Source organism: Streptomyces sp. S063 (assembly GCF_002832675.1).
Classification (GTDB): Bacteria; Actinomycetota; Actinomycetes; order Streptomycetales; family Streptomycetaceae; genus Streptomyces; species Streptomyces sindenensis.
Map to the genome: position 1 here is coordinate 2,236,516 of NZ_CP021707.1, position 14,885 is coordinate 2,251,400.

The window sequence follows — 14,885 nt, forward strand, 5'->3', positions numbered from 1 at the left end:
GGGGCAGCGATGAGCAGGTCGAAGGACCGGCCCGGGCGCGGCGGCCTGCGCGGCTGGGGCGGTGTCACGGGGATGGCGGTGGCGTGCGCGGTCACCGCGGCGGTCACCCTGCTGCCGCTGGCCCACCACAGCGTCGGACCGGCCGGGGCGGGCACGTCGGGCGGGGTGGCGACGGCCGACCGGGCCCGGGCCGAGGCGTGCACCGAGCCGGAGGCGAGCCTGCCCGCGTCCGGCGACGGCGGGCCGAACATCGACCGGATCAAGGAGCGCGGCAAGCTCATCGCGGGCGTCGACCAGAACAGCTTCCGCTGGGGCTACCGCAATCCGGAGAGCGGGGACCTGGAGGGGTTCGACATCGATCTGGTGCGGGCCATCGCCGACGACCTCCTGGGCGACCCGGACGCGGTGATCTTCCGCGCCATCCCCACCAACCAGCGCATCGCCGCCCTGGAGAACGACCGGGTCGACGTCGTCGTGCGGACGATGACGATCAACTGCAAGCGGCTGGAGCAGGTCTCCTTCTCCACCGCCTACTTCCAGGCGGGGCAGCAGGTGCTCGCTCCGAAGAAGTCGCCGATCACCGGCTACGACTCCTCGCTGAAGGGCAGGCGGGTCTGCTCGGCCGAGGGCTCCACGGCGTACGAGGCACTGGAGAAGAAGTCCTTCGGGGCGCTCTACAAGGACGATTTCGACGGCACCGAGCGCGACCCGGATCTGCTGACCGTGCCCAACCAGCTGGACTGCCTGGTGCGGCTCCAGCTGGGCGAGGTCGACGCGGTCGTCACGGACAACGCCCTGGCGGCCGGGCAGGCGGCCCAGGACCCGGCGGTGGAGCTCAAGGGAGAGGATCCGTTCACCACGGAGTACTACGGCGTCGCGACGAAGAAGGGCTCCGACGATCTGGTGGCCCGGGTCAACAAGGTCCTCGTCGACTACCGGGCGGGTGGCAAGGAAAGCGCCTGGATGCGGTCCTACGAGAAGTGGCTGGCGACCGGCCTCCCCGGGATCACCGCACCGCCCGCCCCCAAATACCGCACCGACTGACCCGTGGCGTCCGCGCCGCGGCACCGTGCACCACAGCGGCGTACGGAACGGAACGAGCGGACCGGAGCAGACCGAAGCAGACCGATCCCGCCGGGCCCACCGGCCCGGCGGGGAGAGCGGAGAGGTGATCGATGGGCGTCGCGGGCTCCTTTCCCGGCTACACGGGGAGGTCCTCCGGACCGGTCATGGACCGGGAGGAGGCGGACCGTGCGCTGGCCCGGCTCGGGGCGGAGCACGAGGCCATCGAGACCTCGCTCCTCGCGCTCCAGGACCATGCCGGGCGCCGACTGCTGGAGGGCGCCGAGCTGACCGGCGTCACCCGGGAGCGCTGGGCCGCCACCGAGCAGTCGATCACCCTCCTGTGGGGGTACTTCGACGCGTACGCGGGGGCGCTGTCCGAGGCCCGCGAGATCCGTGCGCGCCGCCGCCATCCGAACCGGGACGACCTCACCGCGCTGACCGAGCTGCTGCGCGGCGAGTCGGTCACGGTCGCCAACACGGGTGCGGTGCCCCCGCCTTCGGCCGCGGGTCCGGCCCGGCTCTCCGAGCGGTTCTCGCTCCAGGAGCTGGTCGCCCGGATGAACGAGCTGTACGCCAGGTCACTGGACATGGTCGTCGCCGCCGACTCCGTCTGGTCGGCACTGCCCGCCCGGATCGACCTGCTCGCGGCCGAGCTGCACCGCACGCGTTCGCTGGCGCACTCGGTGGGGGTACGGCCCGGTGAGCATCCGGCCGGTGACGACCTGGCGGAGATCACCGAGGAGCTGACGACGCTGCGGGTGCAGGTGATCTCGGACCCGCTGGCGTTCTGGCTGCCGGGTCCCGGCAGCGCCGCGCCCGGCGGCGGCCGCCCCGACACCTCGCGCTACGACCGGGCCGCCCGCGCCCTGGAGGACGTACGGCGCGAGATCGAGGCGGTGCTCGCGGTCCGGCAGGACGCGGAGGCGCGCCTGGTGCGGCTGCGGGACGTGCTCTCGCGGGCCGACCGCACGCTGACGGAGGCGCGGGCGGCGCGCGGCGAGGTGCTGGCGAAGATCGCCGCCTCCGAGGTGCCCGCGGTCAGCGGTCCGCCGACCGCTCTCCAGGAGCGTCTGGCGGCCGCGTCGGAACACCGCAGGCACGCCCAGTGGCACCGGCTCTCGCCGCTGCTGGAGTCCCTGGAGCAGGAGGCCGAGGACGAACTGCTGCGCGCACGTGAGTCGTTGACCTCGGTGACCGCGCCGCTGGCGGTCCGCGCGGAGCTGCGCGGCCGGCTCGACGCGTACAAGGCGAAGGTGGCCCGGCACGGCCTGGCGGAGGATCCGCTGCTGATCGAGCGGTACGACGCGGCGCGCCGCATGCTGTGGAGCGCGCCGTGCGATCTGCGGGTCGCCGAGCAGGCCGTCCTGCGCTACCAGCACGCGGTCGCGGAGTTGTTGCAGCCGCACCGGCCCGACGCACCGCAGGACGGGCGGGGCGCGGGCGGACAGGGGGAGTCACGATGAGTACGCAGTGCCAGCGCCCCGCGTGCGAGGGCGACTACGAGGACATGGGCGGCGGTGAGCTGTACTGCGACACCTGCGGTCTGGCCCCGGTCGTCTCGCCGACGGGCATGGTCTCCTCGCCGCCGACCGGGATCGCCGGGGGCGGCCGGGCGAGCGGCCGGGACAGCTCCTCGCAGCGTTCCGGCTCCCGTGCCTCCGCCCGGTCGTCGTCCCGTTCGTCGACCTCGCGCCGTTCGGTCTCCGGCCGGCTGTCGCGGTCGCTGTCCGGGGCCTCCACCTCCCGTTCGGTCTCGGTGCGTTCCTCCGGCTCGACGTCCGCGGCCTCGGCCCGCGGGAGGCTGGGCGTCGGCCTGGTGGAGGTGCCGGACGTCCCCCGGCCCGATCCGCGTACGGCGGTGATGGAGCGGGCGGAGGTGCCCGAGCGCAAGCGGTTCTGCTCCCGTTCGGACTGCGGGGCGCCGGTGGGCCGCTCGCGCGGCGAGCGGCCGGGCCGCACCGAGGGGTTCTGCACCAAGTGCGGCCACCCGTACTCCTTCGTGCCGAAGCTGACCGGCGGCGACATCGTGCACGGCCAGTACGAGGTCGTGGGCTGTCTGGCGCACGGCGGACTCGGCTGGGTGTATCTCGCGGTGGACCGGGCCGTCTCCGACCGCTGGGTGGTCCTCAAGGGGCTGCTGGACACCGGCGACCAGGACGCGATGGCCGCCGCGATCTCCGAGCGCCGCTTCCTCGCCGAGATCGAGCACTCCAACATCGTGCGGATCTACAACTTCGTCGAACACCTCGACCAGCGCACCGGCTCCCTCGACGGCTACATCGTCATGGAGTACGTCGGCGGCAAGGCGCTCAAGGAGATCGCCAACGAGCGCCGCACCCCGGCCGGCAAGCGCGACCCGCTGCCGGTGGAGCAGGCCTGCGCGTACGGGATCGAGGCGCTGGAGGCGCTCGGTCATCTGCACAGCCGCAATCTGCTCTACTGCGACTTCAAGGTCGACAACGCGATCCAGACCGAGGACCAGCTCAAGCTGATCGACATGGGCGCGGTGCGCCGGATGGACGACGACGAGTCCGCCATCTACGGCACGGTCGGCTACCAGGCCCCCGAGGTCGCGGAGCTGGGCCCCTCGGTCGCCTCCGATCTGTACACGGTGGCCCGGACGCTGGCGGTCCTCACCTTCGACTTCCAGGGGTACACGAACGTCTTCGTGGACTCGCTGCCGGACCCGGACACCATCGAGGTGTTCCGCACCTACGAGTCGTTCTACCGGCTGCTGGTACGGGCCACCGACCCGGACCCGGCCCGCCGTTTCGCCTCCGCCGCGGAGATGGCCGAGCAGCTGACGGGGGTGCTGCGGGAGGTCGTGGCGCTCCAGACCGGCCGGCCGCGCCCGGCCCTGTCGACGCTGTTCGGCGCGGAACTGCGCGTGGTCGACACGGAGTTGTTCGCCCCGCAGACGGACGACGTCTCGCAGCTGGGCGGCCGGGACACCGGCTCCGGACGAAGCGGGCCGCCGGGCCGCCGGAAGGGCCGCGGTGGCCGGACCGCCGGCGTTCCCGCGCAGGGCGGCGCGGGGCAGCCCCACGGCGGGCAGCCCGGCGGCGGTACGGCTGCGGTCGCGCCGGGGGCCGTGACGTCGGCGGTGGCGGGGGCGCTGCCGGTGGGCGCCCAGCCGCCCGGCCCGGCGGGCGGTCACGCGCCGGGTGCGGCGGGGGCCGCTCCGCTGGCCACGCCGCCGACCCATGTCCGGGGCTCCGCGCCGGGCGGCGGGGCTCCGCTCCCGTACGCTCCCCCGGCGCACACCTCCGTTCCGGCGCCCCGGCCGCCCGACCAGGCCTCGGGGCCTGCGACCGGCCCGTATGCCACCGGCGCGGCGGCCGGACCGTACGTCCAGACCGCCCCGGCCGGACCGTACGGCCCCGGCGGGGGTGTCCGGCTCGCCCCGTTCGACGCCCCGGCCACCGCGTTGGCGCTGCCGGTCCCCCGGGTCGACGCGCTGGACCCGAACGCCGGCTTCCTCGCGGGTCTGATGGCCTCCGCCCCGGCCGAGCTGATCACCGCCCTGCACACGGTCCCCGCCCCCTCGCTGGAGACCCGGCTGCGGGAGCTGCGGGCCCGGCTGGAGATGCGGGAGGCGGATGCGGCCGCCCGTGCGCTGACCACCCTGGAGGGTGAACACGCGGACGACTGGCGGGTCGTCTGGTATCGGGGCGTCACCTCGCTGGTGACCGGTGACCACGAGACGGCGGCGCTCTCCTTCGACGCGGTCTACGACGCGTTCCCCGGGGAGACGGCGCCCAAGCTGGCGCTCGGTATCTGCGCGGAGGTGCTGGGCCAGTTGGACAACGCCGCCGAGTACTACCGCCTGGTGTGGGCGACCGATCCGGGGTTCGTCAGCGCCGCGTTCGGCCTGGCCCGGGTGCAGATCGCCGCCGGGGAGCGGGGGGCGGCGGTGAGCACCCTGGAGTCGGTGCCGGGGGCCTCGATCCACTACACGGCGGCGCGGGTCGCCGCCATTCGGGCACGGCTGCGCGAACGCTCCCACCGGGAGCCGCTGCTGGCCGATCTGACGGCCGCCGGGGCCCAGGTGACCGCGCTGGACGCCTTCGGCCTGGACCCGGTGCGGCACGAGCAGTTGTCGACGGAGGTATTGGGCAAGGCGCTGGACTGGGTACTCTCCGGTAGTCCCGGTGTCCCGGGGCCGGGCGGACCGGACGCCGGTCCGCCGGTTGCACGGAAGCTGCTCGGCGCCGAACCGACCGAGCGAGGACTGCGGTTCGGGCTGGAACGCTCGTACCGGATGCTCGCCCGGCTCGCGCAGCGGGGCGACGAGAGGATCGAACTGGTGGAGCGGGCCAACCGTTTCCGCCCCCGGACGTGGGTGTGAAGATGTCACAGAGCCAGCAGCAGCCCGCCCTGCCGAAGTGCCCCGGCTGCGAGGAGCCGCCGGCTGCGGGCGATCTGTTCTGCGGGGCGTGCGGCTACGACCTCTCCGCAGTGCCCGCGCGCCCCGGTGACCGGCCCACGGTGCCCATCACCGTGCCCTTGGGCTCCCCGGAGGCGTCGGCCGCCCCGGCGGCGCGGACGGCCGAGGCCGTGCGGTGGCCCGCCGCCCCGGAGACCGACAGCTCGGACGTGCCCGCGCCCGTGCACCGCCCGTCGGACCTGCCGGGAACGGACTCGGGCGGCAGGCCCCTGGCGGAACAGGAACGGGAGCAGGTGCAGAAACAGCCCCAGGAGCCGGGTGTGGCGGCCGGGCAGGGCGCGTCGGTCGGGCCCGGCCCCGGCCCGGAGCCCGTCGGCGGGCCGGAGCCCTCGGCCGCCGCGGTGCGCCACGACGACCGGGCGGCCCCGGACGCCGCCGAGCACTCCGGCGACTTCGCGCTCGCCGCGCCCGATCCCCGTACGGCGGAGCACGCCGCCGCGCCCGCCGCTCCCGCCGCCGGGGGGAAGGTCTGTGTGGCCTGCCGCTCCGGCCGGGTGGACCCCGACGGCTACTGCGAGAACTGCGGGCACGCCCAGCCCCGGGAGCGCGACCACATGGAGCAGGAGCTCGACGCGGTGGCCGCGGTGAGCGACCGGGGCCTGCGCCACCACCGTAACGAGGACTCCTTCGCGGTGTCGTCGACCGCCCTGCCGGACGGTTCGCCCGCCGTCGTCGCGATCGTCTGCGACGGCGTCTCCTCGGCGAGCCGCCCCGACGAGGCGTCGGCCGCCGCCGCGAACGCCGCCAACGAGTCGCTGCTGGAGTCCCTGGCGCGCGGTACGCATCCGCAGCAGGCGATGCACGAGGCGATCGTCGCCGCGTCCGAGGCGGTCAACGCCCTGGCGCAGGAACCGACCGGGGCGATGGAGCACGACGCGCACCGCCATCAGAACGCCCCGGCCTGCACCCTGGTCGGCGCGGTCATGGCGGGCGAGCTGCTGATCGTCGGCTGGGTCGGCGACAGCCGGGTCTACTGGGTGCCCCAGGACCGGACCCAGCCGACCGCCCGGCTCACCGAGGACGACTCCTGGGCCGCGCAGATGGTGGCGGCCGGCCTGATGAACGAGGCCGAGGCGTACGCGGACGAGCGTGCCCACGCCATCACGGGCTGGCTCGGCGCCGACGCGTACGAACTGGAGCCGCACACCGCCGCGTTCAAGCCGGACCGGCCGGGCCTGGTGGTCGTGTGCACGGACGGCCTGTGGAACTACGCCGAGTCGGCCGAGGAGATGGCCGCCGCGGTCCCGGCCGACGCCCAGGAACACCCGCTGCGCGGCGCCCAGGTGCTCGTCGGACACGCGCTCGACGGCGGGGGCCACGACAACGTAACAGTGGCACTTCTGCCGTTCGCCGTCCGGCCGCAAGGGGCAGGATCGGCCTGCGAAACCGTTTGACCCTCAGGGAGCCGACCAGATGGCCAACTTCTCCAAGTCGCGTGTGCCGCAGTTCTCCGTCGAGGTGTATCAGAACGAGTTCCTGCCCGAGGGCGGCCGTGAGGTCAACGCGATCGTCACGGTGACCTCGACCGGCGGCGGCACCACGGGCGGGATACCGCTGGCGGACGCGCCGCCCTCGCCCGCGCCCGGTGCCGGGCAGGGGCCCGGCGCGGCCGTGGTGCTGATGGTCGACTGTTCGGGCTCGATGGACTACCCGCCGACGAAGATGCGCAACGCACGTGACGCGACGGCCGCGGCGATCGACACCCTGCGCGAGGGGACCCGGTTCGCGGTCGTCGCCGGGACGCATGTGGCGAAGGACGTCTACCCGGGCAACGGGCGGCTCGCGGTCGCCGACGCGCGGACGAAGGCGCAGGCCAAGGACGCCCTGCGGAAACTCAGCGCGGGCGGGGGCACCGCGATCGGCACCTGGCTGCGGCTGGCGGACCGGCTGCTGAACTCCGCCGACGTCTCCATCCGGCACGGCATCCTGCTGACCGACGGCCGCAACGAGCACGAGTCGCCCGAGGACCTGCGGGCGGCCCTGGACTCCTGCGCGGGCCGGTTCACCTGCGACGCCCGCGGGGTGGGCACCGACTGGGAGGTGAAGGAGGTCACCGGCATAGCCGCCGCCCTCCTCGGCACGGCCGACATCGTCGCCGACCCCTCGGGCCTGGCCGCGGACTTCACGCGGATGATGGAGAACGCCATGGGCAAGGAGGTCGCGGACGTGGCGCTGCGTCTCTGGACCCCGGTGGGCGTGGAGATCCGGTTCGTGAAGCAGGTCGCGCCCACCGTCGCCGACCTGACCGCCCGGCGCACCGAGGCGACCGCCCGGGCCGGGGACTACCCGACCGGTTCCTGGGGCGACGAGTCCCGCGACTACCACGTGTGCGTCGTGGTGCCGGAGGCCGGGATCGGCCAGGAGATGCTGGCGGCCCGGGTCTCGCTGGTCCTGCCCGGCCCCTCGGGCGCGGGCACGCCGCAGACGCTGTCGCAGGGGCTCGTACGGGCCGTGTGGACGGACGACATGGTGGCGTCGACGTCGATCAATCCGCAGGTCGCGCACTACACGGGTCAGGCGGAACTGGCACAAGTCATCCAGCAGGGACTGGACGCACGCAAGTCGGGCGACTTCGACGGCGCGACGGCGAAGCTGGGCCGTGCGGTGCAGCTGGCGTCGGCGTCCGGGAACCAGGACACTGCGAAACTGCTTTCGAAGGTGGTCGACGTCGTCGATGCCGCGACAGGTACTGTGCGACTGAAGGCGAAGGTCGCGGAAGCGGACGAGATGACCCTCGAAACCCGCTCCACCAAGACCGTTCGCGTCAAGAAGTAGCACGGAACGATCACCCGCGGTCAAGGCGCCGCGACGGACAGCATGCGGCCCCCGCGGCCGGAAGAGGAGAGGGGGAAGCGCCGACATGCCGACCTGCCCGAACGGACACCAGTCGGGTTCCGAGGACTGGTGCGAGGTCTGCGGACACCGCATGACGACCGGCGGTGCGCCCGCGGGCGCGGTGCCCCCGCCGCCTCCTCCGCCGCCCGCGCCCGGTTACGGCTACCCGCAGCCGGGTTCCGGCACCGGTGGCGGACAGCCCACCATGCAGGCGGAGCTCTGCCCGCAGTGCCGTACGCCGCGTGAGGCGATGGCGCCGTTCTGCGAGGAGTGCCGCTGGAACTTCCTCACCAACACGGCGACCTCCTACACCCCGCTGGCCCCGCAGCACAGCGCGCCCAGCGGCCCGCCGCCCGGACTCAACCTGCCGCCCGGCTTCCAGGCGCAGCCCCCGGTGGTCCCGGTGGTCAGCCCGGCCCCGGTGGCCAAGGTGGTCCCGGTGGCCGGCCCGGCCCCGGTGGCCCCGGTGGTCCCGGTGCGCAGGGTGGTCCGCCCGGCGCGCCCCAGCCGCGCGACCCGTTCGACTACCAGGGCTCGCGGCCCTCGCAGATGAACCGTCCCGCCGAGCCGCTCACCCCCGAGCGGGACGGCCCGCAGCAGAACGGCGGTCCGCAGGGGAACGGCGGCCAGGGTGGTCCTCCGCAGTCGTTCCAGCAGGGTCCTCCGCCGTCCTCGTTCCAGCAGCAGGGGCCGCCGTCGACGCGCTCGCCGTTCGAGCCGCAGCAGCACCAGCAGTCGCCGTTCGAGCCCCAGCAGGCCTCGCCCTTCGCCCCGCCGCAGCAGCACCAGCAGTCGGCGCCGCCGCAGTCGTCGGGGCACACCGGCGGTGGGGACGACTGGATGCTGCCGCCGCCCTCCCAGGCGCAGTCGCAGCAGCCTCCCCAGCAGTTCCAGCAGCCGGGCCCCCACCAGGGACAGCCGGGCCACCAGGGCCAGCCGGGTCAGGGCCACCCGGGCCAGGGCCAGGGTCAGCAGCACGGGCAGGACCAGGGGTACGACCAGGGCCCGCAGCACGGTGGCGTGCCCGGCCAGGGCGGGCCGCAGCAGGCCGCCACCTGGACCGCCGTGATCGCCCCGGACCGTGCGTACTTCCTCGCGATGATGCAGCGCAGCGGCCCCGAGGCGACCGGGCTGAACCTGCCCGCGTACTCCCCGGAGCAGCGCCTTCCGCTCACCGGCAGCCAGGTCACCATCGGGCGCCGCCGGCAGAGCACCGGCGAGTCCCCCGACGTCGATCTGTCGGTGCCCCCGGAGGACCCGGGCGTCTCGCACCAGCACGCGGTGCTGGTGCAGCAGCCGGACGGCGGCTGGGCGGTCGTCGACCAGAACTCCACCAACGGCACCACGCTGAACGGCGCCGAGGAGCCGATCCAGCCCTACGTGCCCGTGCCGCTCCAGGACGGCGACCAGGTGCACGTCGGGGCGTGGACGACGATCACGGTCCGCCGGGACTGAGGCCGCCCGTACACCTGGCCGCTCACCGGCCGGGGGCGAGCGGCCAGGTGTACGGGCCCTGCGGGTCGTCGAGCCAGGCCCACTGCCGGCCCCGGCCGACCGTGATGCCGTACCTCTCCCGCTGCGGGCGACCCTCCCGCTCCCAGAGGGAGAGGGCCTCGTGCGGATCGAGGGTGCCCGCGGTCAGCGTCAGGAGGAACCGGAACAGGTCCTCGCCCGCCAGCCGGCGCGGCAGTCCGCCGAGGTGCGGCAGCCCCTCGGCCGGCGGCAGTGCCCCCCGCAGGGGCACGAAGTAGGCCGGGGTGTGCAGGAAGTGCCCCTCGGCGCGCGGGCCGTGCGCGGTCGCGCGGACCTCCAGCAGGACCAGTCCGGTGGCGAGCGGCGCGAGGATCAGCGCCCCCGGACGGCACTGTTCCGGCCAGCTACGCGGTACGGAGGGCAGGGTGCAGGTCGCGATGATCCGGTCGTACGGAGCGCGCTCCGGGCAGCCCAGGGCCCCGTCGCCGGTGATCACCGTCGGGTGGTATCCGGCCGCGGCGAGGTGGTCGCGGGCCGACGCGGTGATCTCCGGGTCCAGGTCGACGCTGGTCACGGCGGGGTCGCCGAGCCGGTGGGCGAGGAGGGCCGCGTTGTAGCCGGGGCCGGTGCCGATCTCCAGGACCGTGTGGCCGTCCCGTACGTCGAGGGCGTCGAGCATCAGCGCCATCAGGGACGGCTGGCTGGAGGAGGAGACGAGTTCGCCGTCCTTGAGGTGGGTGGCCAGCGCCCCGTCCGCGTACACCCCGTGCAGCCAGCGTGAGCGCCGGCCGGGGTCCGCGTCCTCGGCTCCGAGCCGTTCGTAGCCCCCGATTCCGTGCACGTAGAAGAACGGCACGAACAGATGGCGGGGCACCTCGGCGAAGGCGGTCCGCCAGGCGGGATCGGTGAGTCCGCCCCGCGCGACGATCTCCCGCACGAGGGCGTCCCGCGCCGCGTCGGCCTCGGCGTCAGGGGCGGACGGGGACAGGCTCTGCCGGTGTGCACCCATGTCTCCACTGTCCTGCGCCGGGGCCGAGGGGGCCAGGGGGGCGTGCGGCGGGATACCGGACGATGGTCCTAGGACCGCTGACCTCGGCCGGTGCGTCTGCGACCATGGACGGGTGACTGAGATTCCGCGCGACACGCTTCAGGAGCAGACCTTCTACGAGCAGGTCGGCGGCGAGGCGACCTTCCGGCGCCTGGTCCACCGCTTCTACGAGGGCGTGGCGGGCGACGAACTGCTGCGGCCGATGTATCCGGAGGAGGATCTGGGTCCGGCCGAGGAGCGGTTCGCACTCTTCCTGATGCAGTACTGGGGCGGCCCGCGCACCTACAGCGACCACCGGGGCCACCCGCGGCTGCGGATGCGCCACGCGCCGTTCCGGGTGGACCGCGCGGCCCATGACGCCTGGCTCGCCCACATGCGGGTCGCGCTGGACGAGCTGGGGCTCGCGCCCGAGCACGAGCGGCAGCTGTGGGACTACCTGACGTACGCCGCCGCTTCCATGGTCAACACCGCGGACTGACAACGCGAACCGGCGAGGCGAGCCGGCGTGAACGATCCGTGACCGGGTGTCACCGGAATTCGACGCTCCACCTCCGGATAACGATCACGATCGCATCAAGGTGCGCCTGTAAGCGGTTACCGAAACCCCGGTGCCTCTGAAAGCATCACCTGTACGTCGGGGGGCGTGCGCATGCGGTGTTTCCGGGGCTGGGGGATCAGGTGACGGGTTTCGTCCTTCTGCGGGTGCGGGCTCATCGCCTGCTGCTCTCGGCGGCCGTCCTCGCCGTCCTGCTGACCACCTCCGTCCTGGCCGCGCTCACCGCGTTCTCGGGTTCCGTCGGAGACGCGGCCCTGCGCCACACACTCACCCACCGGTCGGCCGCGTCCGCCGCCCTCGTCGTCTCCGCGTCGGTGGACCACGAGCGCCGCGCGGAGGCCGACGAGGCCGTCCGCAAGGCTTCCCGCGACGCCTTCGACGGGCTGCCCGTGACCGTGGAGAAGCTGGAGAGTTCGGGGTCGTACGCGCTGCCGCGGAGCCTCCAGGACCCGGCCGCCCGGCGCGGCGAACCCGACCTCACCCACTTCGCCGCCCTCGACCGCGACCGGATACGGATCACCGAGGGCAAGGCGCCCGCGGCCTCCGACGGCACCGGGCCCGTACAGGTCGCGCTGCCCGTCGTCGCCGCCGAGGCGCTGAAGCTGGAGCCGGGCGCGCGGCTCACCGTCACCGACCGGCTGCACGACGACAAGAAGCAGCGGGTCCTCGTCACCGGCGTCTACGAGGCCGGCGACCGGTCCGCCCCGTACTGGCAGCTGGACCCGCTGGGCGGGCGCGGGGTGCGCAAGCTGGCCTTCACGACGTACGGCCCGCTGCTCACCGACCCCTCGGTCCTCGCCTCGGGCGCGCTCGGCGGCGGGCAGACGTCCTGGCTGGCGTCCGCCGACTTCGCCACGCTGACCACGGGCTCCATGGAAGGGCTGCGCGACGCGTCGGCGGGCGCCCCGAAGGCGCTGACGGCCGCGCCGGTGTTCGCGTCGGGTGTCACCGCGCGCATGTCGCTGCCGACCGTGCTCGACCAGCTCGACCGGGCGCTGCTGGTTTCCCGTTCCACGCTGATGATCGTCGCGGTGCAGCTGGTGCTGCTCGCCGCGTACGCCCTGCTGCTCGTGGCCCGGCTGCTGAACAGCGAGCGGGACGGCGAGCGGGAACTGCTGCGGGCCCGGGGCGGTTCACGGGGCCGGATCACCTCGTTCGCCGCGATCGAGGCGCTGCTGCTGGCCGTGCCCGCCGCGGTGGCCGCCCCGCTGCTCGCGGGGCCGCTGACCGGGCTGCTGGCCGAACGCAGCGCCCTGTCCCGGATCGGTCTGGAGGTCGGCGAGGCCTCGACCGGGACCGTGTGGCTGGTCTCCGCGGCCGTCGCGCTGGCCTGCGCGCTGGCCGTGGTGGCGCCGTCGCTGGCGGCCGGGGCGGGCGGGCGCCGGAGCCGGGCCGCGTCGCTGCCGGGACCGGTGCGGGCGGGCGCGGACCTCGGGCTGTTGCTCATCGCGGCGGTGGCGTACTGGCAGCTGGACCGGCAGGCCGGCGGCGGGGCGCTCACCGGCGACCGGGCCGGCAACCTCGGGATCGACCCGCTGCTGGTCACCGCCCCCGCACTCGCGCTGCTCGCCGGAACGGTCCTCACTCTGCGGCTGCTGCCGCCCGCCGCGAGGCTCGCGGAACGGCGTGCGGCCAAGGGCCGGGGGCTGCCCGCGGCCCTGGCGGGCTGGCAGTTCAGCCGCCGCCCGTTGCGCGGCGCGGGTCCGGTGCTGCTGCTGGTCCTGTCGGTCGCCATGGGCATGCTGGCGATCGGGCAGAGCGCCTCGTGGAACCGTTCGCAGTCCGACCAGGCCGACTTCGGCTCCGGCGCCTCCGTCCGGCTGGTGGGTGGGCACGGCGGCGGCCCGGCGACGGCCGGGCTCTACAGCGGCCTGGACGGGGTACGGCAGGCGGCCCCCGCTCACCGGACGACGGTGGAGGCCTCCGGCGGGCGCACGGCCGAGATCCTCGCCCTGGACACCGCCCACGCGGACGAGGGGATGCTGATGCGCTCCGACCTCGCCGGCCAAAGCCCGCGCGGGGTGTTCGACACCATCGCCCCGAAGCCGGCCCCGCGCCCCGGGCTCGTCCTCCCGGAGGGCAGCACCCGGGTGAAGCTGGACCTGCGGATCACCACGGTGTCGCCGAAGCCCTCCGGGTCCGCCGTGGATCCGGACGCGCGTCCGCCGGTGGTCACCGTGCTCCTGGAGGACCGCTACGGCCTCCCCTACCGGTTCCTGGCCGGCCCGGTGCCCGTGGACGGCCGCCCGGTCCCGGTGTCGTTCGCGGTGTCGGCGGCGGGTGGTCCGGCCGTGACCGGTATCGAGGTGGACGACAGCCCGCCGTTCGGCCAGGCGCAGAAGCGCCGGATCACGGTGAGCGACGTACGCGTGGTCACCGGCTCCGGCGACGACAACGCGTCCGGCTCCGGCTCGCCCGAAGCCTCCGAAGGATCGGAACGCCCGGTGCGGGTCTCCGAATCGGTGCGCTGGGACGCGTCGATGACGCTCACCGAGCACGGTGACAGCCGCCCCGGCAAACCGCCGGTGCGCAACGGGACTTCGGGCCTGCCGGACTTCACGTACGACACCGGCGTGGAGAGCGAGGACGGCTGGGGGCAGACCACCAGCACCCTGCGGATCGCCGCCGCCCGGCCGAAGGCCGCGCCCCTCAAGGCGGTCGCGACGGACTCCTACCTGAAGAACGCGAACGCGAAGCTGGGCGACGAGATCGACCTCACGCTGGCCGGGAACACCGTCCGGGTGACCCTGGCGGATTCGGTGCGCCGGCTGCCGACCACCGGGGCCGCCGAGCTGTCCGGCACCGCGGACCCGGCACAGTACGGCGGAGCGCTGCTGCTGGACCTCAAGGCGGTCACCGAGGTCCTGTCCCAGCGCACGACGGCCACGATCGAGGCGACCGAGTGGTGGCTGAGCGCCGCCCCCGGTGACGCCCCGAAGGTCGCCGCCGCCCTGCGCGCGCTGCCGGACACCGACCCGGCGCAGGTACTCGTCCGGGACGAGGCCGCCCAGCAGTTGGTGGACGATCCGCTGGGGGCGGGGCCGCAGTCGGCGCTGCCCGCCGTCGCGGTGGTCGCCGCCGCGCTGGCGGCGGTCGGCTTCGCGGTGAGCGCCTCGGGGTCCCGGCGCGAACGGTCGGCGGAGCTCGGCGTGTTGCGGGCGCTCGGCGCCCCGCGCCGCCAGCTGGCCCGGATGATCGCCGCCGAACAGGGCGTGCTGATCGCTCTCGCCCTGCTGATCGGGCTCGGCATCGGCACCGTGCTGACCCGGGCCGTCGTCCCGCTCATCGTGCTCACCGGGCAGGCGGACCGGCCCGTTCCGCCGGTGCTGGTCGAGCTGCCCGCCGGGCAGGTCGCCGCACTGCTGGCCGGGGTCGCCGCCCTGCCGCTCGTGATCGTCGCGACGATGGCGCTGCGCCGCGGCGATCCGGCGGTCACACTGCGCCACCAGGGGGACCACTGA

The 14,885-nt window shown here is 74.5% G+C and carries 8 protein-coding genes and 1 pseudogene; 8 read left to right on the plus strand and 1 reads right to left on the minus strand.

Annotation, left to right across the window (positions count from 1 at the left end; all coding sequences use genetic code 11):
- Positions 1-9 precede the first annotated feature (9 nt).
- The 6 genes and pseudogenes from CCZ36_RS10140 to CCZ36_RS10165 all read left to right on the plus strand — a co-directional run bounded on the left by CCZ36_RS10140 (position 10) and on the right by CCZ36_RS10165 (position 9,802).
- Positions 10-1,044 (plus strand): glutamate ABC transporter substrate-binding protein, encoded by a 1,035-nt coding sequence (locus tag CCZ36_RS10140; protein ID WP_128817493.1) that lies wholly within the window; start codon positions 10-12, stop codon positions 1,042-1,044.
- A gap of 131 nt (positions 1,045-1,175) precedes the next feature.
- A complete protein-coding gene (locus tag CCZ36_RS10145; protein WP_128817494.1) occupies positions 1,176-2,528 on the plus strand; it encodes a hypothetical protein in 1,353 nt (450 codons plus the stop codon).
- A complete protein-coding gene (locus CCZ36_RS10150) occupies positions 2,525-5,413 on the plus strand; it encodes a tetratricopeptide repeat protein (RefSeq protein ID WP_128817495.1) in 2,889 nt (962 codons plus the stop codon). Before CCZ36_RS10145 ends, CCZ36_RS10150 begins: the two co-directional genes overlap by 4 nt.
- A 2-nt stretch (positions 5,414-5,415) precedes the next feature.
- Positions 5,416-6,906, plus strand: coding sequence for a PP2C family protein-serine/threonine phosphatase (locus tag CCZ36_RS10155; RefSeq protein ID WP_128817496.1), 1,491 nt, complete (start codon positions 5,416-5,418; stop codon positions 6,904-6,906).
- Positions 6,907-6,925: 19 nt separating this feature from the next.
- Positions 6,926-8,287 (plus strand): vWA domain-containing protein, encoded by a 1,362-nt coding sequence (locus CCZ36_RS10160; protein ID WP_069740661.1) that lies wholly within the window; start codon positions 6,926-6,928, stop codon positions 8,285-8,287.
- Between the two features lie 85 nt (positions 8,288-8,372).
- Positions 8,373-9,802, plus strand: a pseudogene (locus CCZ36_RS10165) (FHA domain-containing protein).
- A gap of 22 nt (positions 9,803-9,824) precedes the next feature.
- Here the strand turns inward: CCZ36_RS10165 and CCZ36_RS10170 are convergent.
- Entirely contained in the window at positions 9,825-10,829 is a 1,005-nt protein-coding gene (locus CCZ36_RS10170) for a methyltransferase domain-containing protein (RefSeq protein WP_128817497.1), read from the minus strand.
- A gap of 112 nt (positions 10,830-10,941) precedes the next feature.
- On the opposite strand from CCZ36_RS10170, the gene CCZ36_RS10175 reads away from it, so the two are divergent.
- Both CCZ36_RS10175 and CCZ36_RS10180 read left to right on the plus strand, forming a co-directional pair.
- Positions 10,942-11,346 carry a globin gene (locus CCZ36_RS10175; RefSeq protein ID WP_003969111.1) on the plus strand — a complete coding sequence of 135 codons (405 nt, stop codon included), beginning with the start codon at positions 10,942-10,944 and terminating at the stop codon, positions 11,344-11,346.
- A 200-nt stretch (positions 11,347-11,546) separates the two neighbouring features.
- Positions 11,547-14,885 carry an FtsX-like permease family protein gene (locus CCZ36_RS10180; protein ID WP_128817498.1) on the plus strand — a complete coding sequence of 1,113 codons (3,339 nt, stop codon included), beginning with the start codon at positions 11,547-11,549 and terminating at the stop codon, positions 14,883-14,885.

Coding starts and splice junctions, on each gene's coding strand:
- CCZ36_RS10145 (WP_128817494.1), top strand. CDS start 1,176: ATGGGCGTCGCGGGCTCCTTTCCCGGCTACACGGGGAGGTCCTCCGGA.
- CCZ36_RS10160 (WP_069740661.1), top strand. CDS start 6,926: ATGGCCAACTTCTCCAAGTCGCGTGTGCCGCAGTTCTCCGTCGAGGTG.
- CCZ36_RS10170 (WP_128817497.1), bottom strand. CDS start 10,829: ATGGGTGCACACCGGCAGAGCCTGTCCCCGTCCGCCCCTGACGCCGAG.
- CCZ36_RS10150 (WP_128817495.1), top strand. CDS start 2,525: ATGAGTACGCAGTGCCAGCGCCCCGCGTGCGAGGGCGACTACGAGGAC.
- CCZ36_RS10140 (WP_128817493.1), top strand. CDS start 10: ATGAGCAGGTCGAAGGACCGGCCCGGGCGCGGCGGCCTGCGCGGCTGG.
- CCZ36_RS10155 (WP_128817496.1), top strand. CDS start 5,416: ATGTCACAGAGCCAGCAGCAGCCCGCCCTGCCGAAGTGCCCCGGCTGC.